We start from the raw sequence: 25,445 nt of genomic DNA on the forward strand, positions 1-25,445 counted from the left end.
ATTATTCGCCTATCCGAATTCATGAATGGAGCTTTATAATCTCAAATGTAAGCGTTTCCTAAATGGCTACAAAGGGGATGAGGAGATGACGACAAAAGGGACAAAACGTTTTATATGGGGATTTCTTATAGTATGGGTCATGTTAATGACGATCTTTACGTTTAATGATCTGAATCTATCCAAAGCTCTGTATAACGAACATGAATCGTTGTTTGGTTGGTTTTTTGAGGTATATGGAGAACATCCAGCTTTTCTAGTGTTATTCGCAGCTGGAAGTATTCTATTTAGTACGGTTAGAAATGAACGGTTGATAAAGAAGATTATGGTCCGTCTGGTGTCCGGATTATTCATCCTACTTAGTGGATTTGGTATTATAACGATTACTTTAACTCGTGGGTATGGGCTGGATGGGGATCATGTTATGATCAACAGTTTAATTATAACCGTACTCTTTGCAACGTTGTGTCAATGGCTATTGAACCGTATAGCTGTTCAAACGCTAAGACAGTATAATCGTGCTGCTTGGGCAGCTATCGTGATCGTATTCGCGGAGATTCTGCTTGTAAATGTCCTCAAAATCTTTTGGGGAAGGATGCGTTTTCGTAATATGGAGGGCGATTATTCTCTATTTACAAGCTGGTTTCTCCCCCAAGGCATTCAAGAGAACGGCGTCACAACGGAAGCATACAAATCCTTTCCTTCGGGTCACTCTGCCAATGGCTGGACCATGATGCTGTGGATGATGTTTATGCCTTTCGCTAATAAATGGCGCAATATCATGCTTGTCTGTGCGGTAGTGTGGGGAATCAGCACCTCGACTAGCCGCGTCATTATGGGAGATCATTTTGCAACGGATGTATTATTTGGAGCGTTTATTACAATTACTTGTATGCTGCTGTTCTGTAAGCTCTTTAAGGTTGATCTGTATCCTAATAGTCAGCCTAACGCTACCGCTCTGTTAAAAGATAAAAATGCCCCCTATTTTCGTTAAAATACGGACAGTTTAAAAGAATCAGCTTCAGTACAATGCAATTAAGAAAGCGCTAACAAAATGCGGCGCAGGGGAGATGGTAGTATGAATGAAAATCAAATGCCATGGAGAGAGCGAATCAGTTATGGGCTAGGGGATACCGCGTCAAATCTGATATTCCAGATGACAACACTTTACCTCATGTACTTCTATACGGATGTGTTTGGTCTGAACCCTGGTGCGGTAGCTGTGGTATTTCTTGTTGCACGGGTAATCGACGCGATCGTCGAGCCGTTCATTGGTGCCATGATTGACCGCACGCAAACAAAGTGGGGGAAATGCAGACCCTATTTTCTTTGGCTTGCTGTTCCTTTCAGCTTGACTGCAGTACTTATGTTTTTGACGCCGGATTTTGGTGATACGGGCAAACTTGTATACGCATACATTTCGTACACCGTGCTCGGTATTATGTATTCCGGTATTAATCTACCACTGTCTGCAATCCTGCCAAGTCTGACTAGTAATTCTAATGAACGTACAGTGATCAATACGGTTCGTATGATATTCGCCGTGATTGGGGTTGTTACAGTTAGTGCTGGAACGATGCCGCTTGTGAAAGCTTTTGGTGGTGGCGATCAAGCAAAGGGTTTTCTGGTCACCATGATCTTGTTCTCAAGCATTGCACTGCTGCTGTTTCTAAACATGTTTGCGAACACTAAAGAACGCGTAAAAGCCATTGATGAAAAACCGCTTCCGATGCGAGAAGGTGTTAAAGCGCTCAAAGGCAATGTACCTTGGTTGATCATGCTTCTGATGAGCTTGTTCTTGTGGATCACAACATCGATACAAGGACAGACCAGCATTTATTATATGACCTATTATATGAAAAAGCCTGAACTCATTCCTATCGTGAATTCCATGCAATTATTGATGATATTTTCGATGGTGATCGCTCCTTTTGTAGTGAAGAAAATTGGGAAAAGGAACACAATTATTATGGGATCAGTGGTTTCTATCATTGGCTACCTTATTGCAATTACTGGGGGGAATGCCCTTTCTGTTCCGGTGCTGTTGGCAGGGCTTCTTATAAGCGGGCTTGGCATGGGAGTAGGAGCAGGTCTGATTTTTGCAATGATGGCCGACACGGTTGATTATGGGGAGTGGAAATCAGGTGTTCGGGCACAAGGCCTACTTTATTCAGCTGCTAGTTTTGGGGTTAAGGTGGGGATGGGACTCGGTGGAGCACTTGGTGGGGTGATATTGTCGATGGGTGGTTATGTAGCTAACTCCACGGCGCAGTCAGAATCCGCATTAGATGCGATTTCATTTAACTATTTGTGGGCACCGATTATTGGCCAAATTATTATGATTACTTTGCTGTTGTTCTATCGTCTTGACAAGGATCAACCCGTTATGATGCGTGAGCTTGAGGAACGTCGCAATTCTTCTATCGCTATGTAAAGAAACTAGTCATTCATAAGGAGTGAAATGAACATGGTACCTAACATTCAAGAAATTATTGCACAAATGACTTTAGAGGAAAAAGCAGGTCTTTGCTCAGGACTAGATTTCTGGCAGACAAAAGCCGTCGAACGACTAGGTATTCCATCCATCATGATGACAGATGGTCCACATGGTCTGCGTAAGCAAAAAGCTGGGAATGATCATTTGGGTATATTCGATAGTGTCCCTTCTACTTGTTTTCCGGCAGGAGCTGGAATGGCTTGCTCTTGGGACCGGGAGCTAATGAAGCAGGTAGGCGCAGCCATTGGGGAAGAGTGTCAGGCAGAAGATGTCTCTATTTTACTGGGGCCTGGAGCTAATATTAAACGTTCACCCTTATGCGGCCGCAATTTTGAATATTTCTCTGAAGATCCGTATTTATCCTCCGAGATGGCAATAGGCCATATCGAAGGCGTTCAGAGCCAAGGCGTAGGAACTTCGTTAAAACACTTTGCTGCAAATAATCAAGAGCATCGGCGTATGTCTGTAGATGCAATTGTAGATGAGCGTACACTAAGGGAAATCTATTTGGCGAGCTTCGAAAGCGTTGTGAAAAAAGCGCAGCCATGGACCGTTATGTGCTCCTACAATCAGGTGAACGGTGAGTATGCTTCAGAGAATCCGTATTTACTCACGGATATATTAAAAGAAGAATGGGGACATGAAGGGTTCGTAGTTTCTGACTGGGGTGCGGTGAATGAGCGAGCTAAAGGCTTAGCTGCAGGTTTGGAGCTAGAAATGCCGTCAAGTAATGGTGCCGGTGATCAGAAGATTATCGATGCGGTTCAGAGCGGAACATTATCTGAAGCAGCACTGGATCGTGCGGTGGGTCGCTTGCTTTCTATTATTTTCAAAGCTGTTGAGAATGACAAAGAAAATGCTTCTTATGATCCTGAGGCACATCACCAATTAGCTAGAGTTGCTGCCAGAGAAAGTATGGTGCTACTCAAAAATGAGGATGGGTTGCTTCCTCTGAAACGTGAGGGCTCCTATGCCGTGATCGGTGATTTCGCCCGTAATCCACGGTATCAAGGTGGTGGAAGCTCACATATCAAGCCAACTAGGTTGGATGATATATATTACAGCCTTCTAGAAGAAGCGGGTTCATATGCGAAATTGAGTTATTCTCAAGGTTATGTTTCTGATAGCGATGAGCCGAGTCTGGAACTTATTGGGCAAGCCATAGAAGCCGCTGCACAAGCGGATACGGCGATTGTGTTCGTCGGATTGCCAGAGCGCTATGAGTCTGAAGGCTACGACCGGACTCATCTTCGTATTCCAGAGAGTCAGGTCCGCTTGATCGAAGCAGTCGCTGATGTTCAGCCTAACACTGTCGTTGTGCTGAGTAACGGATCGGCCATTGAAATGCCTTGGATCAGCAACGTCAAAGCTGTGCTTGAGGGTTATCTAGGTGGGCAAGCGCTTGGTGGTGCCATCTCCGATCTGTTATTCGGAAACGTAAGCCCATCAGGTAAGCTGGCAGAGACCTTCCCTTTACAGCTGGAACATAATCCTTCCTACTTAAATTTCCCTGGCGAAGGAGATACTGTTGAATACAAGGAAGGATTGTTCGTAGGATACCGCTACTATGATGCTAAGCGGATAACACCTTTATTCCCGTTTGGATATGGTCTCAGCTATACAACATTTGCATACTCTGATCTTTCGGTAAGTTCGCACTCTTTGAAAGATACTGACACGCTGCAAGTAAGCGTGAAGGTTACCAATACTGGCGCTATGCAAGGCAAAGAAGTAGTACAGCTATATGTAAAAGACGTACTCAGTAATGTGGTGCGGCCAGAGAAGGAGTTAAAGGGCTTCGCGAAGGTAGATCTGCAGCCTGGGGAAACGAAGCAGGTAAGCTTTACGCTTGATAGCAGAGCGTTTGCTTATTATAACGTGAAGCTGAAAGATTGGCATGTGGAAACCGGTGAATTTGAAGTTTTGGTGGGAGCTTCCTCCCAAGAGATCCTGCTTGTTGAGTCTGTGGTTGTTGAATCAACTGTATCCCTCGCTAAATCCTATACCCGTAATTCAACTATAGGTGATCTTATGGGAGATCCACAGGCTGCTGCTATTATTCAAGCCATGCTGTCACAAGCTGGTGAGATGATGCCCATGCTTCAGGATGGCTCGGAAATGATGATCGAGATGATGCGCAACATGCCGATTCGTGCAATGGTTATGTTCAGTCAAGGTGCTATGACGGAACAAGGGTTAGATGAGCTGATTAATCTATTGAATTCCAATAAATAAATCTGGGAGAGTGAGATAAAAGACATGATAGATTTGAAAGCTAAACCGTTTCATCTAGATGATGAGGGGATTAAATGGGTGGAACAAACCTTAGCCTCTCTGGATTTGGCGGGCAAGGTCGGGCAGTTATTTTGCCCGATCGGGTTCACCGATGATAAGACGCAGCTGGCACTTTTGACACAAGGGATTAAGATTGGCGGGATTATGTTCCGTCCCGGCCCAGGAGAGCTGGTGCAAGAAACACATCGCTACTTACAGGATACATCGGATATTCCGCTGCTAATTGCAGCTAATCTTGAAGCAGGAGGTAATGGTTCTGCGGCAGAGGGTACTTTCTTCGGTAAGCAGCTGCAAGTGGCGGCGACGGATAATACCGAAATGGCTCGTAAACTTGGTATCATTGCCGCGCGGGAGGGTGGTGCTGTAGGCTGTAACTGGGCTTTCGCACCCATTCTCGATATCGACTATAATTTCCGTAATCCGATAACCAATGTTAGAACATTCGGTTCTGATCCGCAGAGAGTAGCTCGCATGAGCAAGGCGTACACCGAAGCGATTCAAGAGCATGGCATGGCCGTATCTATTAAACACTTCCCTGGGGATGGCGTTGACGAAAGGGACCAGCATTTGTTGACCTCTATTAACTCACTTTCAGTGGAAGAGTGGGATGCTACCTTTGGGAAGGTATACGCGGATTGTATAGAAGCTGGCGCACATACGGTTATGGTAGGGCATATCGCTCATCCCGCCTATTCCAGAGAATTACGTCCGGGGATTACAGATTTGGAGATTATGCCTGCAACGTTAGCTCCTGAGCTTTTAAATGATTTATTGCGTAACAAGCTCGGCTTTAATGGATTAATTACTACAGATGCTACGCCAATGGCGGGATTCACGATGGCAATGAAGCGGGAGCTAGCGGTTCCGACATCCATCGCTGCGGGTTGTGATATGTTCCTCTTTAACAAGAGTTTAGAAGAAGACGTTGCCTATATGATGAAAGGAATTGAGACCGGCATTCTGACGGAGGAGCGCGTGAACGAAGCAGTGACTCGTATTCTTGCAGTGAAAGCTGCGCTGGGACTTCATAAGAAGAAACAACAAGGCACGCTCGTTCCAGAAAAAGAAGCCCTTGCCGTCCTTGCTTGCGAAGAGCATGTGCGTTGGGCTCAGGAATGTGCAGATGAGTCAGTAACATTAGTGAAGGATACACAGGAGATGCTCCCCATTAGTCCTGAGAGTCACAAACGTCTACTTGTATTCACACTAGGAGGCGAGGAAGGTTTATTCGGAGGGGCAGATATTGCACCGTACTTCATTTCCAAGCTAAAAGAGGAAGGATTCGAGGTAACGCTCTTTAATAAGAGTGAAGTTGATTTCAGTGCCATGTTCGGAGGTGTAAAAGCGTTAACGGATCACTATGATGCTGCGGTCTATATCTCAAATCTGGAGACCCATAGTAATCAAACCGTTGTACGGATTAATTGGGCACCTCCATTTGGGGCAGACATGCCATGGTTTATTCAAGAAATGCCAACGATGTTCATTTCTGTAGCGAATCCTTATCATTTGATCGACGTCCCGCGTATACCAACGTTCATTAATGCCTATTCACCAAGTAATTATGTGGTAGATGCACTGATTGAGAAGCTTGTGGGGCGTTCCTCCTTTAAAGGAGTTAATCCTGTGGATCCGTTTTGTGGCTATTGGGATACACAACTATAATTAGAATTCATAGAGATCTGTAATAGTATCAAGCGATTGAATAGGATAGTTCTATTCAATCGCTTTTTTTATAATATAATAGGGCATAAGACATATATTGAGAGAGTGAGAGGAGGGTGCTAGTTGCAAAGCTACACCTACGAAAATATTGAGATGGACGATCATCTTCCGGTCCACATGTTTTTGCACAGTACCCATCAGGTCCCGAATCATTGGCATGATAGCATTGAAATATTATTCGTACTCAAGGGGAAACTTGAACTTTTCACAAAGGACAGATTTAGAGAGTTAAATGAAGAAGATTTGTTCTTGATTAATGCTAATGAAATTCATGCGATTAAAGCTGAAGAGAATAATTTGGTGCTAGCGCTGCAAATTCCAGTTTCTTATTTACTTCTGATTGAACCTCAGATCGAAAGAATGTTATTCGATTGTAATTCTGCGGCTGCTAGCTATGAAGAACAATCTAAGTTTGATGAACTTCGTACATTGCTGGCTGAGATGATGCTGCTCCACAATAAGCGCCCACAAGGGTATCATCTACGCATACAGTCCTGTCTTCTTAATTTAACTTATTTACTCATGCAAGGATTTCGTGAACAAGACCAAAGTCCTGAGAAACATGATGATAAGCATCGTGAACGGCTATTGCGAATTACCTCTTATGTCAAAGAGAACTACAATCGGGCAATTAACATCCAGCAGTTGGCCCTTCAGGAGTATTTGACCGTTCCGTATTTATCGCGTTTTTTCAAAGAGTATATGGGTACTTCCTTTACCAAATATGTGAATGCGGTGCGTTTGGATAAAGCTGTAAAAGATTTGACGCTTACCAATCTATCCATCACACAGATCGCTCATGATCATGGGTTTCCCAACCTGAAATCCTTTAATGCGGTGTTTAAAGAGTTCTATCGACAGACGCCTGGAGAATACCGGAAGACCGTCTTGGACGGACGCAGTTCATTTCAGAAAAGCAGTGTGGCCCAGTTTAACTACTTTGACATGAATCCCACACAGGCGTTTGAGTCGCTATTCAAATATCTGCCTAACAAGAATTTATCAGCTTCTTCCAATCTACCAGTTGCCCTTCATATACATAAGCAGACCCATGAGATTTCGGTAAAGTCTAACCAAAGCAAGGAGCTTGCGCATACTTGGAAGAAGCTCATAACGGTAGGAAAGGCCAAAGAGGTATTGTTTGCAGAGGTACAAAGACATATCAAGCAAATGCAACAGGAGATTGGGTTTCAGTATATACGGTTTCACGGTATTTTTGATGATGAGATGATGATTTATGGCGAGAATGAGCGGGGAGATGTGAGCTTAAACTTTGCTTATAGTGATTCATTATTTGATTTTTTACTGTGCTCCGGATTGAAACCGTTTTTAGAGCTCTCTTTTTTACCACGCCAGCTTGCGGGAGAGGGAGCTACTTCTGTTTTTTATAAAAAGAGCTTTGTGGGTAGTCCTAAGGACCTCGGTAAGTGGAATCAGATGATTCATCAGTTTATTACACATTACATCCATAGATATGGCATTCATGAAGTGAGGCAGTGGTATTTCGAGGTGTGGAACGAACCGGAAATCCATATTTTTTGGCCAGATACTTATGAAGCTTACTGTGAGCTGTTCATTTCAACATTTCAAACCATCAAATCCATAGATTCTGAGCTACGTGTGGGGGGGCCAGGTGTTTTATCTCTTACGTTAATGCAGTCAGATTGGCTGACAAGGTTTATGAATGATGTGTGCAGACGAGGCGTAAAGCCTAATTTTATATCCTTTCACAGTTATCCGTATGATGAATCGTTAAGATCAACTCAAGTGATTCAGGTGGATTATGAAGAGAATCCGGATGTGTTGTTTCAGACAATAGAGCTTTCAGCGGATACAGAATATTTATCGCGAGTCATTATTAAATTGAAGAAAACCGTATCGGAAGCTATGGGAAGTGATGTTCCTGAACTGCATATGACAGAATGGAATGCCACAGGCTCTCACCGTGATTTAGTGAATGATACATGCTTTAAGGCAGCCTATATCGTGAAAAATGTACTGGAAAATATGGATGGTCTCCATAGTTTTGGTTATTGGACGGCTACGGATTTGCTAGAGGAGTTCAAAATGTCGTCAGAAACGTTTCATGGAGGTTTGGGGCTGATGACATATAACGGGATACCAAAGCCATCCTTCTACGCGTTTAAACTACTTGCAAAATTAGGCCGCCAATTCATTCATCAAGGGAAAGGATATTACATTACTAGTAGTGATATGGGGCTGCAGGTGTTGATGTATGCTTACGCGCATATCGATTCATTGTACCAAAAAGGTGATGCCTCGCTCATTAATCGCACGAATAGATACGATGTGTTCGAAGAAGGTGGAGACATAGAGTTGACGTTGGAGCTTGCAGATATTCAGCCAGGCTCGTATACGATCAAAAGACATACAATTAACAGGCAAAATGGAAGCGTTTTCGACCTGTGGGTACGAATGGGGGCGCCTCATCCTATAGATGCTGACACCCTTAATTATTTGAAGCAAGCCAGCTGCCCGCAACTGACCTTTGAACAAGTCGAAATAACGAGCACCTATTCGTTAATTAGTAAGTTGTCTCCGCATGAGGTGCAGTTGGTGGAATTGATGCGCTTATGATGGGTTATTTACAACTGGACAGAATCCTGGGTTCGTTAGACAAAGTTCCTCGGAGTATTGCGGTTGAAGCTTGGATAGCTCTGTGAAATAGTAGCTGATCATATGATTACCACTTGCCGATCCATTCTGAAATGACAGTGATAAAAAAGTGTGGACATGACTGTAATAGTACTTCGTTTCCCGTTTAGGTAGCCTGTATACATGTGGAGGCGCGTAGGTAACAACATCAAAGAGATTGGCATAACGGTAACTCTTGCGGACATATTGTTTAAAAGCATTAACGAAGTTCGGATCGCCTACACGTGGTGAACCATAGGTGTACAGAATAGGTGAGATGTGCGAGGTGTTGGCCGCAAGATCAATAGCACATAAAGTGGCGAGTGCTCCGCCAAGACTGTGACCAGTAATGTATAAGGTCTTATCGGGAGATAACTTAGCGAGTGTAGAGATAATCCCATCGCGCGCTGATGAGTAGATATTCGTGAAACCGCGGTGGGTAAGGGTATCTTCTTTAATGTAATTGAATCTCTCTTGTGAGGCCATAACGTTTGACATCCAATCGGTTGTGGAGCTGGTTCCTCGGAAGGCAACGATAATCTCTTGTGGAGATTCCAAAATAAATCCAAAGCGTTCCCACACCTCGCTGATAGATCTTGCTTCAATCGTATCCACGATCTGATAATCTAATGGAACGACGAACGAACCCTCTTTATTTGAGAACTGCGCATAGGTCTGTCCGCAGATAGCAGCTAGAAAGATAGCCCTTTGCTCTTGATCATTTTTGGTACCCATGTGCATCCCGCCCTTCTTCCTAAACTATATTAGGGGGACGAGGGAGAGATTCCTATATCATGCGAGACCCTGTACTAATGTGAAAGGGCTAAATTCTACACCGCTTGAATACTTACTTCAGATGATCTGTTATTAGGAGGTTTATCGATATGAATCTAACTTTAGTGTACGTAAATGATTAAATTACTTCGAAAGTCAAAAGTTCAGCGACGCTTAATGATTTCATTTCTGCTGCTGGCTATTATCCCACTGTGCACCTTCGGCTTTCTAGCTTACCATAAATCGAATGAAGCAATCACCTCTAAGACAACTACCTTTGTAAATGATATATTACGCCTCTTAGGAAGCAAGATCGGAACAGAAGTGGCCAAATATGAGACTTTCGCCGATCAAATCATGTTGAATGGAGATATTCAGCAAGCACTGCTCCGCTACAATAGATTGAGTGATCTTGATATTAGTAACATACATAAGAAGTTTGAAGACACTGTGTTAAGCGATAAATTTTGGCTGTTTGCTACAATCAAAACACTACAGATTCTAACTAATAATGGACAAGTTCTGTACGATTATGGATACGAAGAATTTACTACAGAGGATAAACAGCGAATATTTGCTCAGGCCAAACAGAATAAAAGTGCAGATATCTGGACCACAGCCCATACGACAGCTGGTGATAATATCCTTTCATTGTCTAGGAGGATTCCACTTTCATATGGATCGGGTGAAACTGTAGGGTTCGTCATTATGGGGATTGATGAGGAATTATTCTCACAGATTTTGTTTGGAAGCATTAATATGGGACAGGGTAGTGAACAAATCATTATGAATGATGCAGGAGAAATATTGACGAGCAACAACCACTTGTTTCAGTCGGATCAAGATTTGGAAGCTAATCGTACTTTAAATCATTTGATTAATTCCCGTATGGAGACGGGGACAGTAACGCTGCGGGCAGAACCCTACTTTTTCTTAAATACACATAATGAGGTACTTCATTGGAATGTAATTAGTTTAATTCCGCAAGCCTACTTGAATATGGGATCTGTAGAGATTAGAAATGAAATGTTCTTCATTGCCGTCATATGTGTAGTTGTTTCATCCTTATTTGCAACCTTCATCTCTGTTAGTATCTCCACCCCCCTTAAGAAGTTGGTGAGTGGAATGAACCAGGTCATGCGAGGTAATTTAAAGGTAGAAATAAACGACAATCATCCAGATGAAATCGGATACCTTTCAGGGAAATTTGAAGCCATGATCGAGGAAATCAAACTATTGATTGACCGTGTGGAGCAAGAACAGGCACAGAAGAGGGGTATTGAGCTACAAATGTTGCAGGCACAAATTAATCCGCATTTTCTATTTAATACATTGAGTTCGTTAAAATGGACGGCGATGCTAAGTCAGGCGGATAGTGTAAGCAATGGTTTAGGTGCACTGGCTGAATTACTTCGAAGTACAATTGTTCAGAAGAATGAACGGATAACGCTTGGGGAAGAGCTTCGGAACATCAAGAACTATGTAGTTATTCAACAAATTAGATACGGGATGTCATTACAGGTTGATGTGCAAATTCCTGAACAGTTATTAGATACTCAAGTGTTGAAATTTTTGCTTCAGCCCATTGTAGAGAATTCGATTATTCATGGACTAAGCGGCGAGAATATGGAACCTAGAATTACAATGACTGCTGAATTGAACGGAGAGGTGTTAAAGATTAAGTTAAGCGACAATGGGAAAGGGATGAGTGCTGAGAAGTTACAGGAGATATTGCAACTTAAAGATAATCATTCAGAGAATCGATTAGCAAATATCGGTATTGGAAATGTACGGGAGAGAATCAAATTACATTATGGAGACCCCTATGGATTAGAGATTTGGAGTAAGCCTGATCAAGGCACGGATGTTATCATCACGATACCTTATATTTCTACACTTCAGGAGGACTCAGCTGATGCGGATACTAATTGTGGATGATGAGAAAATAGTGAGGATTGCACTTAGTACACTAATTAAATGGGATGAATATGGTTTTAAATTAATGGGTGCTGTTGCAGATGGATACAAAGCTCTTGAGGTCATAGAGACAGAATCGATCGATATCGTGATTATGGATCTAGTGATGCCTAACATGGATGGACTTGAATTAATCCGAACGCTCAACGAACGCAAATTCACTGGGAAGTTTGTGGTGCTTAGTAATTATGATGATTATGCTTACGTGCGGGAAGCCATGAAACTTGGAGCAGAAGATTATATGTTGAAGCTGACGCTTAAGCCAGATGAGCTGATTGTCTTGCTGACGAAGATCTCGAAGCAATTATTAACGGAACGAGAGCTTAAAGAACAGGACATTCATATGAAAATTAAGCTTAATGAAACGCAGCTTCAGCAACGGAACAGCATATGGAGAGAGCTTCTTTTAGATCAGGAGCAGGACATGGTTTATTTGTTACAAGAAACACAGAAGTACGGGATACCCTTCGATAGACTTGCTGGTAATCTTATTATGATAAGAATCGATGATTATGTGGAGGCGCTAAGTAACGGCAAAATTAATAACAAGAGGCTACTTAGCTTTTCTATAGCGAATATTGTGAAAGAAACCGTGTCTGATCACTTTGCATTTGATTTCATAGAGATGGAGAGTAATCAGTATATTGTTATAGTTTATGAACAGAACGGTTATTCTGACGAACCCAGTTGGTTACTGTTGATGAATAACTTAGTGCAGATGCTTAAGCTGTATTTGAATTTAAGTGTCAGCATTACATTAAGTGATGCATTCGTAGGTTTGAAGCAGTTGAGAGAACAATACACTTTGTGTCTGCGAGCATCTACAAACAACTTTTATACGGGGCCTGCATCTGTCTTGGTTGCTGGGCATTCAAAGTTAACCCAGTCACTACACTCCATTAATTATGTGGAATGGTTGGATCAAGTCAAAGCAGCAGTTGAAGTAGGGAACACAAAGCTAGTATTGGAGAATATAAGCATATTATTTAATGAGGCAAAACAAATCAAATGGGACCCTTCAGCCTTAAAATTTCACCTTTTGGGATTATTATCTGACCTAGACAACTTGATCTTAAAATGGAACACACAAGTACTATCATCCACTGAACAAAATAGGGTAGGGGCAACAACGCTCTTAGAGAGTTTTGAGAGTGATATTTCACAAGCTGAGTCTATGGAAGGGCTTAGTCTATCTATTGAACAAGCGATGCAGGAAGCCATCAATCTATTGTATCAAGTTAAAAGTAATATTTATCGCAAAGAAGTACTTCGAATCACGGAGATTTTGCAGGAGAATGTTGAGAATAAAATAACGCTTGACCGTCTCGCTCAAGAAGTAAATATGAATGTTAATTACTTATGCCGTGTATTTAAGCAAGATACGGGTAGAAGCATTGTTCAATATATGAATGAACTAAAAATCAATAAAGCGATTGAATTGTTAAAGCTTCCGGATACGAGGATTAAAGAGGTGGCTTCACAAGTGGGGATAGATGATCCGTTTTATTTTAATCGAGTATTTAAGAAGATCGTGGGGCTTAGTCCTTCAGATTTCCGAAAGAAATTACTCGCAACTAAATAAGTCCAAGGAGGAGGCACCTGTTATGAAATATGTGGAATCTATTAAAAAGAGTTTAATTTTCGCAGGTGTGATCCTATTATTATGGGCTAGCGCAGGATGTACTCCTTCAGATTCGAGCCTGAGCAAAATACAATCCTCCCAAGTGAAACATGAGTTTGCGAACAAAATTCTGAACTTAGCTGTATTTGAGGGAGGGCAAGGAAAGGATTATTGGCTCGCGGTGAAACAACGATTTGAATCAGACTATTCAGGGGTAACTGTTAATTTGACTGCAAGCCCCAAGATCATGGAAATACTTAAACCGCAAATCGCAGTTGGTAATCCACCCGATATCATTTATATCTCACAGAGTGAGACGACAGGTATGATTGAAGAAATGTTGAGAGATAAATTATTACTCGATTTGACGGATGTATTTGAAGGGAATGCTCTTGATAATCAAGAACCTCTTAAGAATAAAATGCTGGATGGTATTTTAGATTATGCTAATCCCTTAGGGGATGGAAAAATTTATGCTGCACCGTTCTATACCTCTCCAATGGGGCTAATCTATAACAAGACTCTTTTTGAGAAAAAAGGCTGGAAGCTCCCAGAGACATGGGATGAATTCTTGAAGTTAGGTGAGCTCGCTAAGAAGGATGGAAGATCACTATTTACCTACCAAGGTTTGTTTCCGGGTTATTTAGAGTCTATTTTCTGGCCGTCAGTGGCATCTGTAGGGGGGATGGAAGACGTCTGGAAGGCGGAAAATTATGAGAAGGATGCATTTAGGTCCGATTCCGTCAGACAAATAGCTGAGGTGTTGAGTGCTATAGCACAAAAAGGTTATGTCATGCCAGGAACCGTTAAGTTAAGCCATACACAAGCACAGGCTGCTTTTCTACAAGGTAAGGCATTGTTCATTCCTTGCGGAATATGGATAGAGAATGAAATGAAAGGCACTCCACGCGAAGAAGGATTCGAATTTGGTTTTCTCGCACCACCTGTGTTTAATAAGGGGGATCAGAGGTATGTCATGTCCTATTTGGATAGCTTGTTTATTCCCGCCAAGGCGAAGAATATTGAACTTGCCAAGGAGTTCCTGCGTTATCAATACAATGATGATATCGTTCAATTAAATGCGGAGAAATCCAAAGGTATAGTCACGGTTAAAAATGGTCTGGAAATCGTAAAGCCGTACACTTCTCCAATATTCTATGATTCCGTTCAAATATCTCAAAAAGATGTAGCACCGATTGTTTTTCAATGGAAACAAGCATCGCAGCTAGTCATCAAAGACGTAGAGGCAATATGGAACCCCATAACTGGCCTAATGAGCAATATGCTGACTGTTAAACAGTGGCAAGATGAGGTTGAGAAAATAACCAAGAGTGTGCGGGAATTAAGTTCTTCTAAAGAATAAACCTGTTTATTGAGTGTCCTAAATCGTACAGGTTTTGTTCAATTCTGTTAATGGTAGCTTTAGCATTTAGCAGTGTAAAATTGGATTAACTATATGGGATTGGATGTGACGTGAATGAGTGTAGTCATTTCAACATTAACTCTTGAAGGTGCATTATTAGAAGGAGAGAATCCTCTTCCGATGTTCAGAAACAGAGACCATCATACAAAAGTAGGAGATAATGGTACACTTACGCCAGAATTGAGACAGCAGCTGGGTGAACATACAGGTGGGAGATATTTACCTTATCGCATGCAGGATCGCTATACACGTGAAAGAAAACCGATGGTTATGAAGTCGATTGTATTGGAAAATGACATCTTAAAAGCAGTCTTTTTACCTGAGTATGGAGGTAGACTCTATTCGCTTAAAGATAAACGTACGAACAAAGATATATTGTATACAAATCCTGTCTTTCAACCGGCTAATTTAGCGATTCTAAACGCTTGGTTCTCTGGAGGGATTGAATGGAATGTGGGACAGGTAGGTCACACCTTTACGACCGCCTCTCCCGTGCATGCTGCCAAATTGATGGATGATAAGGGCAATGAATTTCTAAGAATTTATGAATATGAGCGTTGTAAAAACATTTTTTGGCATATTGATTTTCATCTTCCTCAAGGGGCTAAGGAGCTCTCTGTCTATGTAAGAATCATTAATGATAGCAAAGCGTCGATTCCTATGTATTATTGGACAAATATTGCAGCACCGGAAACCTTGCAATCAAGAGTATTCTCATCCACTAGTAAGGTTATCTATATTGATCACCAAGTGAAGGGGTTTGGATTGGGAGATTTGCCAGTGCTTCCTTCAGTTCCAAATGAAGACTCGTCATATCCAATGAGAATTCCTTTCTCTAACGAGTATTTTTTTCAGACAGAAGCAGATTATAAATCCCCGTGGGAAGCAATTGCCTATGAGGATGGTAGTTTATTCTACGAACGTTCGACTAGCCTCTTAAGATATCGTAAATTATTTTGCTGGGGCAACCATGCAGGTGGTAGAAGATGGTGTGATTTCTTAGCGAAGCCAGGCGAAGGTAATTATGTTGAGATACAAGCAGGGCTTGCTCCAACACAGATGCATGGACTAGACATGCCTGCAAATTCAATATGGGATTTCACTCAAATATTCGGTATTACTCAGGTGGATGCACATAAGGCAAATCAAAGCGATTGGTCTGAGGCTCGGGATTTTATTGAAACGCAAGTCAATGAACAATTGCAAGAAGATGAGGTGTATATTCTTCATGAGAAGTTGCAAGCTTATGCTAATTTAACACCATCAGAACTATTGCACTCAGGCTCAGGCTGGGGAGCACTTGAGGACATTCGTAGAAAAGCTCATAATGAAAGGTCGATTCCGGATGGATTTCTATTCTTGGAATCCAGTATTGCAGCACCGCAACTTCCATGGTTAGCCCTGTTACAAGAGGGAGGTTTGCCAGTGGGAGATGTGCAAGATATTCCGGCCTCTTGGATGGTCCAAGAAGAATGGATGGAATTGCTTCGTACCAGTCTAGAGCATGCAGATAATCAAATATGGAATTCCTACTTGCATTACGGCATTATGCTCTATGAGTATGGAAAGGAAGATCAAGCAATAACTGCATGGTATCAATCGCTTGAATTGAAGCCGTCTGCTTGGGTTTATCGTAATCTGGCGATTACCTCTGAACAGAGAGGAGAGGCAGATCAGGCTCTGGTCTATTATGAACTGGCGTATTCTTTATACAATGGCTTTCCTGACAGAGCATTTGCAGATGAGTATATTAGCATGTTGATTAGAAATAAACAATTTGCTAAGGCTTGGAGTGTGTACGAATCACTTCCTGAAGAGTTCAGGCAAAGTGATCGTCTCCAAATTATTATTGGAGCTGCTGCTCAGGAGTTGGGTCATAATGAATTCCTATTATACTTATTCCAGAAAGAATTTGCTGTGATTCGTGAAGGCGAAGTTACGATTGTGGAGCTGTGGTATAAATTTCAAGCTAAAAAGCTAGCGGAGAGCCGAAATACTGTATTATCTGAAGAATTAATGAAGGAAGCTATCACCCTATATCCACCGCCTAATAACATTGATTTTAGAATAGTGGGAGCTTAACCAAGAGAGAGTTTCGATGATTTTAATCGAAGCTCTCTTTTTTTTAGGATGCTGAAGGTGATTAAAATTTAGATAAAATTGTGCATGCTTTGTTCAATATCGTCGATGTTAGACCTGAGTTGCTTCGTTATATACTTACTTGTGAAAGCACTTTCATATTTGAGGGGGATGCTACACACGTGAAAAAAAGACAAAAGAAGCTCACAGGTTTGTTGCTTGCTATGTCGATGGTTCTAACGTTATTGGCTGGTTGTGGATCAAGCAATACCACGAACAATGCTGCCCCGCCTGAAGCAACTAAGGAGAACACCCCTACAGCTACAACTGAGGCTACCACCGAAGTTAAAGCTTCTGGACTAGAAGGTAAGGTAGTATTCTGGTCGATGTGGAGCAGCACTGAACCACAAGCGAAGGTTATTGAGTCTGCAGTTGCTGAATTCAAGGCGGCTAATCCAGAAGTTGAAGTGGATCTGAAATTTACCGGTCGTGATATCTTAAAATTGATCAAGCCTGCTTTGGATGGAGGAGAGCAAATTGATATCTGGGAAGCCGATCCAGGTAGCCCAGCTGGTATTCAAGGGATGAAAGATTACGTTATGAAGCTTGATGATTTGCTTGCGGAGCCATCCATCGGAATGGAAGGCAAGTCAGTAAAGGATTCAATGATTCCAAGCTTGTTAAGCTGGATACAATCGCTATCCACAAAGTACGGTTTAGAAGAAGGTATTTATTCGATTCCGCAGCAACCGTATGCAGTACTCTTTTTCTATAACAAGGAAGTGTATGAGAAGGCTGGGATAACAAAAGCACCTGCCACTTGGGAAGAATTCCTTGCAGATGCTGAAAAAATCAAAGCAGCAGGTTCAGCACCGCTTACCTTTGATGACGCATATCGGGACTTATTTATTGGATCCTATCTGGCAAATGCGATGGGGGCAGATTGGGTAAGCCAGCTTGTGCAGGATAAGACCGGTGAGATGTGGAATGATCCAATCATTCTTCAATTCGCTAAAGATATGGCTAATTTAAACGCTAAAGGTTTTTTCTCTAATAAAATTGCCGGAAGTAAATATCCTGCGGCTCAGCAAGATCTCGTGCTTGGTGGTTCTGCTGCTTATCTAAATGGAACATGGCTTCCGAATGAAGTGCTTGCCACCTCAGGACCAGATTTCAAATGGGGCACGTTTCAATTCCCAGATGTTCCAAATGGAAACGGTAAAGGTGGAAAACAAGGGTTGATCTTTGGATCTCAAGGGATGTTCATTAATAAATCGAGCAAGAATGCAGAGGCTGCTTTTGAGCTTATCAAACATATCGTTAGTAAGCAGATACAAGAAAAAATGGCGAAGGATGCACTTGCGATCCCAGCAACTATTGATTCTGAATGGCCTGCGATGCTTGCTGAAGCAGAAGCTGCTTTTCTAAATGCAAAAGAAAATATGCCTTGGGGTGGAGGTATTGGTGATGGAGGCGACTTTACGCTTGCTACCATTGTGCCTACCTTCATGGAACTCATCACTGGCAAACTGAAGCCAGAAGAATTCGGGCCGAAGCTAAGTGCGGAAGCTAAGAAATTCTACGCTGGTAAATAAAACATGAGTTGAACATAAGGTTTATAGAGGTAAGGATCAGTCGTGACTGCGATGAATGTTTGGACTTCCAGCCGCTGTTGTCTCAAGATTTCTTGATTTACATCGCTTTTAGCGGTTGAAATCCAGAGACAAAGGCGGGCGCTATCGCTCTTACAGTTCCAAAATTCCCCTCCGTCACTTCGTTCCCTTTTCTCGAGTCTTTTTGTTCAATCTAGATTTTATGTAAATCTATATGTGGCGGTCAATAGCGGCAGCTGCATATAGATTTTTTTAGAGTATTAGGAAGAATAAGTTATGATTTATGCGTTCTTTTATTCTGGTACTTGAATAAGGACTCTAACTAAAAATTAGACCGGTTGACATGGCGTGTGGACAGAGCGGAGGTCGGAAGAACCCTCCGAACCCGTAGCGGTTGGTTCATAAACGGTCAACCGCTAATTTTGGTTTTGAGCCTTATAATTTCCTTGAAAATGATGCGGGGGATACAAAGATGAGAATTAGTAAACCGATTATGATGCTATTCCTTCTGCCTGCTATCCTGGTTTATATGTCGATCTTTTTTTATCCAACCTTGCGGGCAGTGTTTATGAGCTTTTACGAGATATCTAATATAAACAGTAGTATCAGTGAATGGAAATTCATTGGTTTAGACAATTACTGGGGGTTATTTCATAATTCCTATTTTTTAAATTCTTCATTAAATGTGCTTAAGATTTGGATTATTGGTGGACTCATTGTTTTCGTTATGGCTTTTTTCTTCTCAGTGCTTATTTCCTCCGGCGTTCGTTTCAAAGGCTTCTGGAGAGCCTTGATTTACCTGCCTAATACTGTATCTGTTGTTGTCATGTCAGTAATATGGCTTCAGTATGTGTATAATCCGACCTTTGGATTGTTGACACATGTATTTCGCCTTCTTGGACTTGAACAATTAGCCAATATTCAATGGACGGATGACCAGCATATATTTTTATCCATGCTGATCGCTTTTTGTTTTGGATCAATTGGTTATTTCTTATTAATTCTTGGTGCGGCCATGGATCGGATTCCTAATGATTACTACGAAGCAGCATTATTGGAAGGAGCAAACACAGTATATCAGTTCTTCCATATTACTCTTCCGTTACTCCGTGATGTGTTTAAGACCACGCTGGTGTTATGGACGGTTACAGCCATTAACTTCTTTGTATGGTCTTCCATTTTCGGGAGAAATGATCCACATACGATGACTCCTGGCTATTATATGTACTTGAAGGTATTTGGTGGGGAGAGAATTTCTGATACGCAAGCTTTCAATGTTGGAGCAGGGGCTGCGATTGGTGTGTTGATTACTGTTGCAATTATTGGCTTTTCCTTCTTGATTGGTCTGTTGTTTAGGAAGGATCGTTTAGAATACTAGGAAGGAGGAGACAATATGCGTCTTCACTCAATCACTCGAATCATACGATATGTTCCATTAGTAGTCTGGCTTATCTTTACAATTATTATTTTTGGATACGCATTCCTTGCTTCACTCAGCACAACAAGAGAGATATTTACGAACAAACTACTGGCGAGCGGATTTCATTTCTCTAACTATACCCGATTATTCGAAGAAACGAAGATCGGCTTGTACTTTTTGAACAGTCTAGTTTATACGGTAACCTCTTGCGTAGGTATTATTGTTGTTGCAGCTCCGGCTGCTTATATATTGGGACGAATTCAGTTTAGGGGAAAAAGGTTAGTTGATTTAATGTTTATCTCGGCATTATCAGTTCCGGGGCTACTGATCTCGATCCCGTTGTTTTCGTTATTTTATTCATTGAATTTAACAGGCTCAACATTTACGTTAATCTTTGTATACATTTTTACGAATGTCCCTTTTGCTGTATTTTTGCTTACAGGGTTCTTTGCATCCATTCCGAAAGAATTGGAGGAATCAGCAGCGATCGATGGATGTGGGCCGATTAAAGCTTTTATCAAAATCATCTTACCTATGGCACAGGCTGGTATTTTGACGTTAACGATTTTTAATGTGATGGGGATCTGGAATGAATATTTTTATGCTCTGATCTTTGCTAATAATCCGGATCGACATCCAATAGCATTAGCTCTTCAATCCATCGTAGTAGGATATACGAATACTGGTAATTACTCGGGTATTTTTGCTGCATCACTTCTGGTGTTTCTGCCCACGTTTATACTTTATCTTCTTGTGTCCAGAAAGATCGTTGCTGGAATTACAATCGGTTCTGTAAAAGGTTGAGGTAATAACCACCTAATAATATAGGTGGTTATTTGCGCACCCATAAGTATTCCTTCGGAAACTTAACTTGCGACAAGGAAACCCATACAGTACACTTTCTTTAACTAGTACAAACCTAAGATAGCTTGGGAAAGAACTTTGAAAAAGGAAGTGTTAAATAGTGGATTTAGAGATGGTCATGCAGGAGCTGGAAGCGCTTGGCAAGGAACGAACCAAGAAAATATATATGTCTAATGGAGCAAAGGAACCGCTATTTGGCGTGGCTACCGGAGCAATGAAGCCAATCTTCAAGAAAACCAAAATAAATCAGCCATTGGCTGAGGAACTTTACGCGACTGGGAACTATGATGCCATGTATTTTGCCGGCATCATTGCTGATCCCAATGCAATGACGGAAGCGGATTATGACCGATGGATGGATGCGGCTTATTTTTATATGCTGTCCGACTTTGTAGTGGCAGTAACCTTGGCAGAAGCAGATATTGCACAACAAGTTGCCGATAAATGGATCGCGAGTGGTGAAGAGCTGAGAATGTCAGCGGGCTGGAGCTGTTACTGCTGGCTGCTTGGCAGTCGGCCGGATGTTGAGTTTTCCGAAAGCAAGCTTGCTGGTATGCTTGAGATGGTGGAAAATACGATTCATGATTCTCCAGAACGTACCCAATACGCAATGAATAATTTCATGTACACAGTGGCCGTATCTTATTCGCCACTTCATGATAAGGCCAGTGAAACCGCAAGAACTGTAGGGCCAATTGAAGTTGATAAGAATAAGGCAAAGAGTAAATTGATTCACGCGTACGCAAATATTCAAAAAGCAGTCGACAAGGCTCGGCTTGGTTTTAAACGCAAGCATGTAAGATGTTGATCTAGCAGAAGCTTCTAGAGAAGAAAAAGGAAAAAGGATTCCCTGAAACTTCACTCTGCGTTACTATATAGAAATGACTCCAAGTGGGAGAGAGAAGGGGGAAAAGCATACATGGGCAACTTATTGGAAATTTTGCACAAGGAAGTCGTACCGGCAGAAGGCTGCACAGAGCCGATCGCAGTTGCGTATGCCGTCTCCTTGGCGGCAGAGCTTCTCGAGGAAGAAATAACGGGGATTCAGCTGCATCTCAGTGGTAATATTATTAAAAATGCAATGGGAGTGGGTATCCCTGGGACAGGCCAGACAGGTCTGCCTATCGCAGCAGCCCTTGGTGCGGTGGTCGGACGTTCGCACAAGGAGCTGGAAATCCTATCAGGCCTGACTCAGGATGAGCTAAAGCTGGCAAATGACCTGCTTGATCGAAAGCTGCTAAAAGTGGAGATAATGGACACTCCTGAGAAATTATATATTGAAGCACAGGTGAAGACAGAGAATCATACAGCGACTGCCATCCTTGCTAAGGAACACACTAATATAGAATATCTGGCTCTGGACGGGAAAAAAGTGACACCTAAGAAGTCTAAAGCAGATTGTGGCAAGCCTGGACTTTCTGATACTGAAGCTTATGAAGGCTCTGTAGATCGGATATTCGAGTTTATAACTACGGCTCCATTTTCAGACCTTAGCTTCCTCTTGGAAGGCGCTCGGATGAACAAAGCGATTTCCGAAGAGGGACTCCGAGGCGATTATGGGTTGCAAGTAGGGAAGAAGATGAATCAGCAATCTGCTGTGAATTTGTTCGGCAATGATGTAGCGAACAAAATAATAGCGGCTACTGCTGCGGCTTCAGATGCTCGCATGGATGGCAGCGCAATGCCTGTGATGACAACAGCGGGCAGCGGTAATCAAGGCATCGCCTGTACGCTTCCTGTTATATCTTTGGCGGAATTACTTGGCAAGGATGAAGAGACGCTAGCTCGGGCGCTTGCACTAAGTAATCTGGTCACTGTGCATATCAAGCATTATATTGGGCGGTTGTCGCCTTTATGTGGTTCAGGAATTGCAGGTGGAGTTGGAGCGAATAGCGGGATCATTTATCTCATGGACGGCACTCTTGAGCAGATCAAGCATGGGATACAGAATACGATAGCCTCTTTATCAGGCATGATTTGCGACGGTGCAAATTCAACCTGTGCGTTGAAGATATCTACCTCCACCAATACGGCGATTCAGGCAGCCACACTGGCGATGAACAATATTGCTCCTACAACCAAGGATGGAGTTATTTTCGAAGAGGTGGAAGACACTATCCGCAACATGGAGCGGCTGGTTCAGGAAGGTCTGGCGGATACTGACAAGACCATCTTAAATATCATGCTCTCCAAAGGCGGAGCGAATTAGCTTCCTTTAAGGTAATAACAGGTTAGAACATCATAATTTAAGACCGTCTGGTTCCCTACATGAATGGCAGGAGACTGGGCGGTCTTTTTATCTATTCAGTAAGGGTATTTGTTATTGCGAAGATTTGCATTAAATTTTAACATAACTTATTCTGAGATCATAAAGGCATAGACTGATGGTATAAAAAGGAGATATTATGACGGAGAAGATAGATATAGGATGGAACTTTGAGAACAGTTATGCTCATCTGCCGGAATTCATGTTTACAAGGATCAAACCAACTCCTGCGCGTAAGCCGGAGTTAGTTATTTTAAATGAACCATTGGCTACTGCCTTAGGGCTGAATAGCACAGCACTACATAGTAAGGAGGGTGTTCAGTATCTTGCAGGCAATGAAGTTCCTGAAGGTACTGTAACGCTTGCTCAAGCGTATGCTGGACATCAATTCGGACATTTTACCATGTTAGGTGACGGCCGAGCTGCGCTGATTGGTGAGCAGATCACACCCCAAGGTGAACGCGTAGACATTCAGCTTAAGGGCGCGGGAAGAACACCATATTCTCGTGGTGGCGATGGCCGAGCCGGACTTGGACCGATGCTTCGTGAATACATCATCAGCGAAGCCATGCATGGTTTAGGTATTCCTACCACTCGCAGCTTGGCAGTGGTAACTACTGGAGAAACGATCATTCGAGAAACAGAGCAGCCTGGTGCTATTCTGACCCGAGTGGCTGCAAGTCATCTACGGGTGGGGACCTTTCAATATGTTGCAGCGTGGGGTACTGTTGAGGATGTCCGTACTCTGGCAGATTACACATTACAAAGACATTATCCGGAAGCTGTTTCTCAAGAGAATCGTTATCTTTTCCTGCTTCGGGAAGTGATTGGACGTCAGGCTGAATTAATTGCCAAGTGGCAGCTGGTAGGATTTATTCACGGAGTAATGAACACCGACAACATGGCGCTTAGCGGAGAAACGATTGATTATGGTCCTTGCGCCTTCATGGATGTGTATCATCCAGAAACGGTATTCAGTTCCATTGACCAGCAGGGTCGTTATGCCTATGGCAATCAACCGGGTATTGCCTCTTGGAATCTCGCGAGATTCGCGGAGACTCTCCTGCCATTGCTGGCTGATGATCAAGAACAGGCGATTCAGCTCGCTGAAGAGGAAATTGCAGATTTTAAAGAGCGGTCTTACCATCACTGGCTCTCAGGTATGAGGGCGAAGCTCGGAATCTTCAACGAAGAGGTAGAGGATGTAGCGCTAATTGAGGATCTGCTAGATTTGATGCAGAAATATCGGGCAGACTATACCAATACCTTCCGTGCCCTAACTTTAGAGAAGCTGGAAGAAACCGCTCTGTTTGGTGCAGCGGAATTTACGAAGTGGCAAGAGTTATGGCAGGCTAGACTTAGCAGACAGCAGCAATCGAAAGAGGTTTCGCTGCAGCTAATGCGCAATAGTAATCCTGCGATCATTCCGCGGAACCACAGGGTAGAAGAAGCGCTCCAAGCGGCAGTACAACAGGAAGATTACAGTGTGATGGAGCGATTGCTTAAAGCTCTTTCCAATCCTTACGCGTATTCCCCTGAACAGGATGAATACTCGGCACTACCTGAGGAATCAGCACGTCCATATCGAACCTTCTGCGGCACTTGATTTGCTGATAATGATCTAAATAATGAGGTGAAGTAAGAATGTTTCATGCATATGATGTTCTGGCTAACCAGTTGCTAGCTAATGCGAATGATCCAAGTTGGTATGTGCCCTTTGAGGTAGCCGTAAAAGACTTAAGCGAAGAAGAAGCATTTTGGAAAGTAACGGAAGAAAGCAATAGTATTGCTGAGATAGTGCAGCATCTGCTCTACTGGAATGAAACTTGGCAAACAAGGTATAAAGAAAAGAGTATCCATGCGGTTCCTTCAGTGGATAACAATAATACCTTTGTCGTTGCAGAAGGAGTAACGTTCCAAGAGCTTCAACAACAACTCTTAGAAGTTCTTTTACGTTGGCAGGAACTGATTACAAAGGAACAATTGGATGCCGATGTTCAAGAATTCCAAGGCAGTCAGTGGTGGGAAGTAATAGGCAATGTGACAACACATAACGCGTATCACGTGGGGCAAATCGTTTTTATTCGAAAGATCCAAAAGAGTTGGAATCGCACTATGAAGTGAATTGAAGGACGTTAACGGATGTACATTCATCTGGCTAACGTCTTTTTTGCGAATATCAATGAAGATAAGTTGCGAAAATACTTACATATACTTATAATTACGTATTTAATACTTG

Annotated in this window: 17 protein-coding genes; 16 read left to right on the top strand and 1 reads right to left on the bottom strand. The window is 42.4% G+C overall.

Features of this window, described 5'->3' with window-relative positions:
• Nucleotides 1-85 precede the first annotated feature (85 nt).
• From MKX60_RS14615 to MKX60_RS14635, 5 genes are all read left to right on the top strand, one after another.
• On the top strand, nucleotides 86-991 hold the full coding sequence (locus MKX60_RS14615; protein WP_341060165.1) for a phosphatase PAP2 family protein: 906 nt from the start codon (nucleotides 86-88) through the stop codon (nucleotides 989-991).
• A gap of 84 nt (nucleotides 992-1,075) precedes the next feature.
• A complete protein-coding gene (locus MKX60_RS14620) occupies nucleotides 1,076-2,431 on the top strand; it encodes an MFS transporter (protein WP_341060166.1) in 1,356 nt (451 codons plus the stop codon).
• 33 nt (nucleotides 2,432-2,464) lie between these two features.
• Nucleotides 2,465-4,729: a beta-glucosidase family protein gene (locus MKX60_RS14625; protein ID WP_341060167.1), complete on the top strand. Its 2,265-nt coding sequence runs from the start codon at nucleotides 2,465-2,467 to the stop codon at nucleotides 4,727-4,729.
• 24 nt (nucleotides 4,730-4,753) lie between these two features.
• Nucleotides 4,754-6,454 carry a glycoside hydrolase family 3 protein gene (locus MKX60_RS14630; RefSeq protein ID WP_341060168.1) on the top strand — a complete coding sequence of 567 codons (1,701 nt, stop codon included), beginning with the start codon at nucleotides 4,754-4,756 and terminating at the stop codon, nucleotides 6,452-6,454.
• Between the two features lie 123 nt (nucleotides 6,455-6,577).
• Nucleotides 6,578-9,112: a GH39 family glycosyl hydrolase gene (locus MKX60_RS14635; RefSeq protein ID WP_341060169.1), complete on the top strand. Its 2,535-nt coding sequence runs from the start codon at nucleotides 6,578-6,580 to the stop codon at nucleotides 9,110-9,112.
• Here MKX60_RS14635 and MKX60_RS14640 read toward each other — a convergent pair.
• On the bottom strand, nucleotides 9,107-9,904 hold the full coding sequence (locus MKX60_RS14640) for a lipase family protein (RefSeq protein ID WP_341060170.1): 798 nt from the start codon (nucleotides 9,902-9,904) through the stop codon (nucleotides 9,107-9,109). The genes MKX60_RS14635 and MKX60_RS14640 overlap by 6 nt on opposite strands.
• A 174-nt stretch (nucleotides 9,905-10,078) precedes the next feature.
• On the opposite strand from MKX60_RS14640, the gene MKX60_RS14645 reads away from it, so the two are divergent.
• From MKX60_RS14645 to MKX60_RS14695, 11 genes are all read left to right on the top strand, one after another.
• On the top strand, nucleotides 10,079-11,881 hold the full coding sequence (locus MKX60_RS14645) for a cache domain-containing sensor histidine kinase (RefSeq protein WP_042189748.1): 1,803 nt from the start codon (nucleotides 10,079-10,081) through the stop codon (nucleotides 11,879-11,881).
• On the top strand, nucleotides 11,859-13,502 hold the full coding sequence (locus MKX60_RS14650) for a response regulator transcription factor (protein ID WP_341060171.1): 1,644 nt from the start codon (nucleotides 11,859-11,861) through the stop codon (nucleotides 13,500-13,502). The genes MKX60_RS14645 and MKX60_RS14650 overlap by 23 nt, the downstream gene beginning before the upstream one ends.
• Before the next feature lie 22 nt (nucleotides 13,503-13,524).
• A complete protein-coding gene (locus MKX60_RS14655; RefSeq protein WP_341060172.1) occupies nucleotides 13,525-14,904 on the top strand; it encodes a carbohydrate ABC transporter substrate-binding protein in 1,380 nt (459 codons plus the stop codon).
• A 114-nt stretch (nucleotides 14,905-15,018) separates the two neighbouring features.
• On the top strand, nucleotides 15,019-17,046 hold the full coding sequence (locus tag MKX60_RS14660; RefSeq protein WP_341060173.1) for a DUF5107 domain-containing protein: 2,028 nt from the start codon (nucleotides 15,019-15,021) through the stop codon (nucleotides 17,044-17,046).
• 179 nt (nucleotides 17,047-17,225) lie between these two features.
• The gene (locus tag MKX60_RS14665) at nucleotides 17,226-18,638 is read left to right on the top strand and encodes an ABC transporter substrate-binding protein (RefSeq protein ID WP_076299338.1); all 1,413 of its coding nucleotides are present in this window, start codon (nucleotides 17,226-17,228) and stop codon (nucleotides 18,636-18,638) included.
• 490 nt (nucleotides 18,639-19,128) lie between these two features.
• Nucleotides 19,129-20,034, top strand: a complete 906-nt coding sequence (locus MKX60_RS14670) for a carbohydrate ABC transporter permease (RefSeq protein ID WP_341060174.1) — start codon at nucleotides 19,129-19,131, stop codon at nucleotides 20,032-20,034.
• A gap of 15 nt (nucleotides 20,035-20,049) precedes the next feature.
• Nucleotides 20,050-20,880: a carbohydrate ABC transporter permease gene (locus tag MKX60_RS14675; RefSeq protein ID WP_076286546.1), complete on the top strand. Its 831-nt coding sequence runs from the start codon at nucleotides 20,050-20,052 to the stop codon at nucleotides 20,878-20,880.
• A 160-nt stretch (nucleotides 20,881-21,040) separates the two neighbouring features.
• Nucleotides 21,041-21,748: a DNA alkylation repair protein gene (locus MKX60_RS14680; RefSeq protein ID WP_042189737.1), complete on the top strand. Its 708-nt coding sequence runs from the start codon at nucleotides 21,041-21,043 to the stop codon at nucleotides 21,746-21,748.
• Nucleotides 21,749-21,859: 111 nt separating this feature from the next.
• Complete coding sequence (locus MKX60_RS14685; RefSeq protein ID WP_076299336.1) at nucleotides 21,860-23,149, top strand: L-cysteine desulfidase family protein; 1,290 nt, start codon at nucleotides 21,860-21,862, stop codon at nucleotides 23,147-23,149.
• 196 nt (nucleotides 23,150-23,345) lie between these two features.
• Complete coding sequence (locus tag MKX60_RS14690) at nucleotides 23,346-24,812, top strand: protein adenylyltransferase SelO (protein WP_341060175.1); 1,467 nt, start codon at nucleotides 23,346-23,348, stop codon at nucleotides 24,810-24,812.
• Between the two features lie 38 nt (nucleotides 24,813-24,850).
• On the top strand, nucleotides 24,851-25,330 hold the full coding sequence (locus MKX60_RS14695) for a DinB family protein (protein WP_341060176.1): 480 nt from the start codon (nucleotides 24,851-24,853) through the stop codon (nucleotides 25,328-25,330).
• The last annotated feature ends 115 nt before the right edge of the window (nucleotides 25,331-25,445 follow it).

This window comes from Paenibacillus sp. FSL R5-0914 (genome assembly GCF_038004525.1).
Lineage (GTDB): Bacteria > Bacillota > Bacilli > Paenibacillales > Paenibacillaceae > Paenibacillus_AQ.

Coding starts and splice junctions, on each gene's coding strand:
- MKX60_RS14615 (WP_341060165.1), top strand. CDS start 86: ATGACGACAAAAGGGACAAAACGTTTTATATGGGGATTTCTTATAGTA.
- MKX60_RS14620 (WP_341060166.1), top strand. CDS start 1,076: ATGAATGAAAATCAAATGCCATGGAGAGAGCGAATCAGTTATGGGCTA.
- MKX60_RS14625 (WP_341060167.1), top strand. CDS start 2,465: ATGGTACCTAACATTCAAGAAATTATTGCACAAATGACTTTAGAGGAA.
- MKX60_RS14630 (WP_341060168.1), top strand. CDS start 4,754: ATGATAGATTTGAAAGCTAAACCGTTTCATCTAGATGATGAGGGGATT.
- MKX60_RS14640 (WP_341060170.1), bottom strand. CDS start 9,904: ATGGGTACCAAAAATGATCAAGAGCAAAGGGCTATCTTTCTAGCTGCT.
- MKX60_RS14645 (WP_042189748.1), top strand. CDS start 10,079: ATGATTAAATTACTTCGAAAGTCAAAAGTTCAGCGACGCTTAATGATT.
- MKX60_RS14650 (WP_341060171.1), top strand. CDS start 11,859: ATGCGGATACTAATTGTGGATGATGAGAAAATAGTGAGGATTGCACTT.
- MKX60_RS14655 (WP_341060172.1), top strand. CDS start 13,525: ATGAAATATGTGGAATCTATTAAAAAGAGTTTAATTTTCGCAGGTGTG.
- MKX60_RS14660 (WP_341060173.1), top strand. CDS start 15,019: ATGAGTGTAGTCATTTCAACATTAACTCTTGAAGGTGCATTATTAGAA.
- MKX60_RS14670 (WP_341060174.1), top strand. CDS start 19,129: ATGAGAATTAGTAAACCGATTATGATGCTATTCCTTCTGCCTGCTATC.
- MKX60_RS14675 (WP_076286546.1), top strand. CDS start 20,050: ATGCGTCTTCACTCAATCACTCGAATCATACGATATGTTCCATTAGTA.
- MKX60_RS14685 (WP_076299336.1), top strand. CDS start 21,860: ATGGGCAACTTATTGGAAATTTTGCACAAGGAAGTCGTACCGGCAGAA.
- MKX60_RS14690 (WP_341060175.1), top strand. CDS start 23,346: ATGACGGAGAAGATAGATATAGGATGGAACTTTGAGAACAGTTATGCT.
- MKX60_RS14695 (WP_341060176.1), top strand. CDS start 24,851: ATGTTTCATGCATATGATGTTCTGGCTAACCAGTTGCTAGCTAATGCG.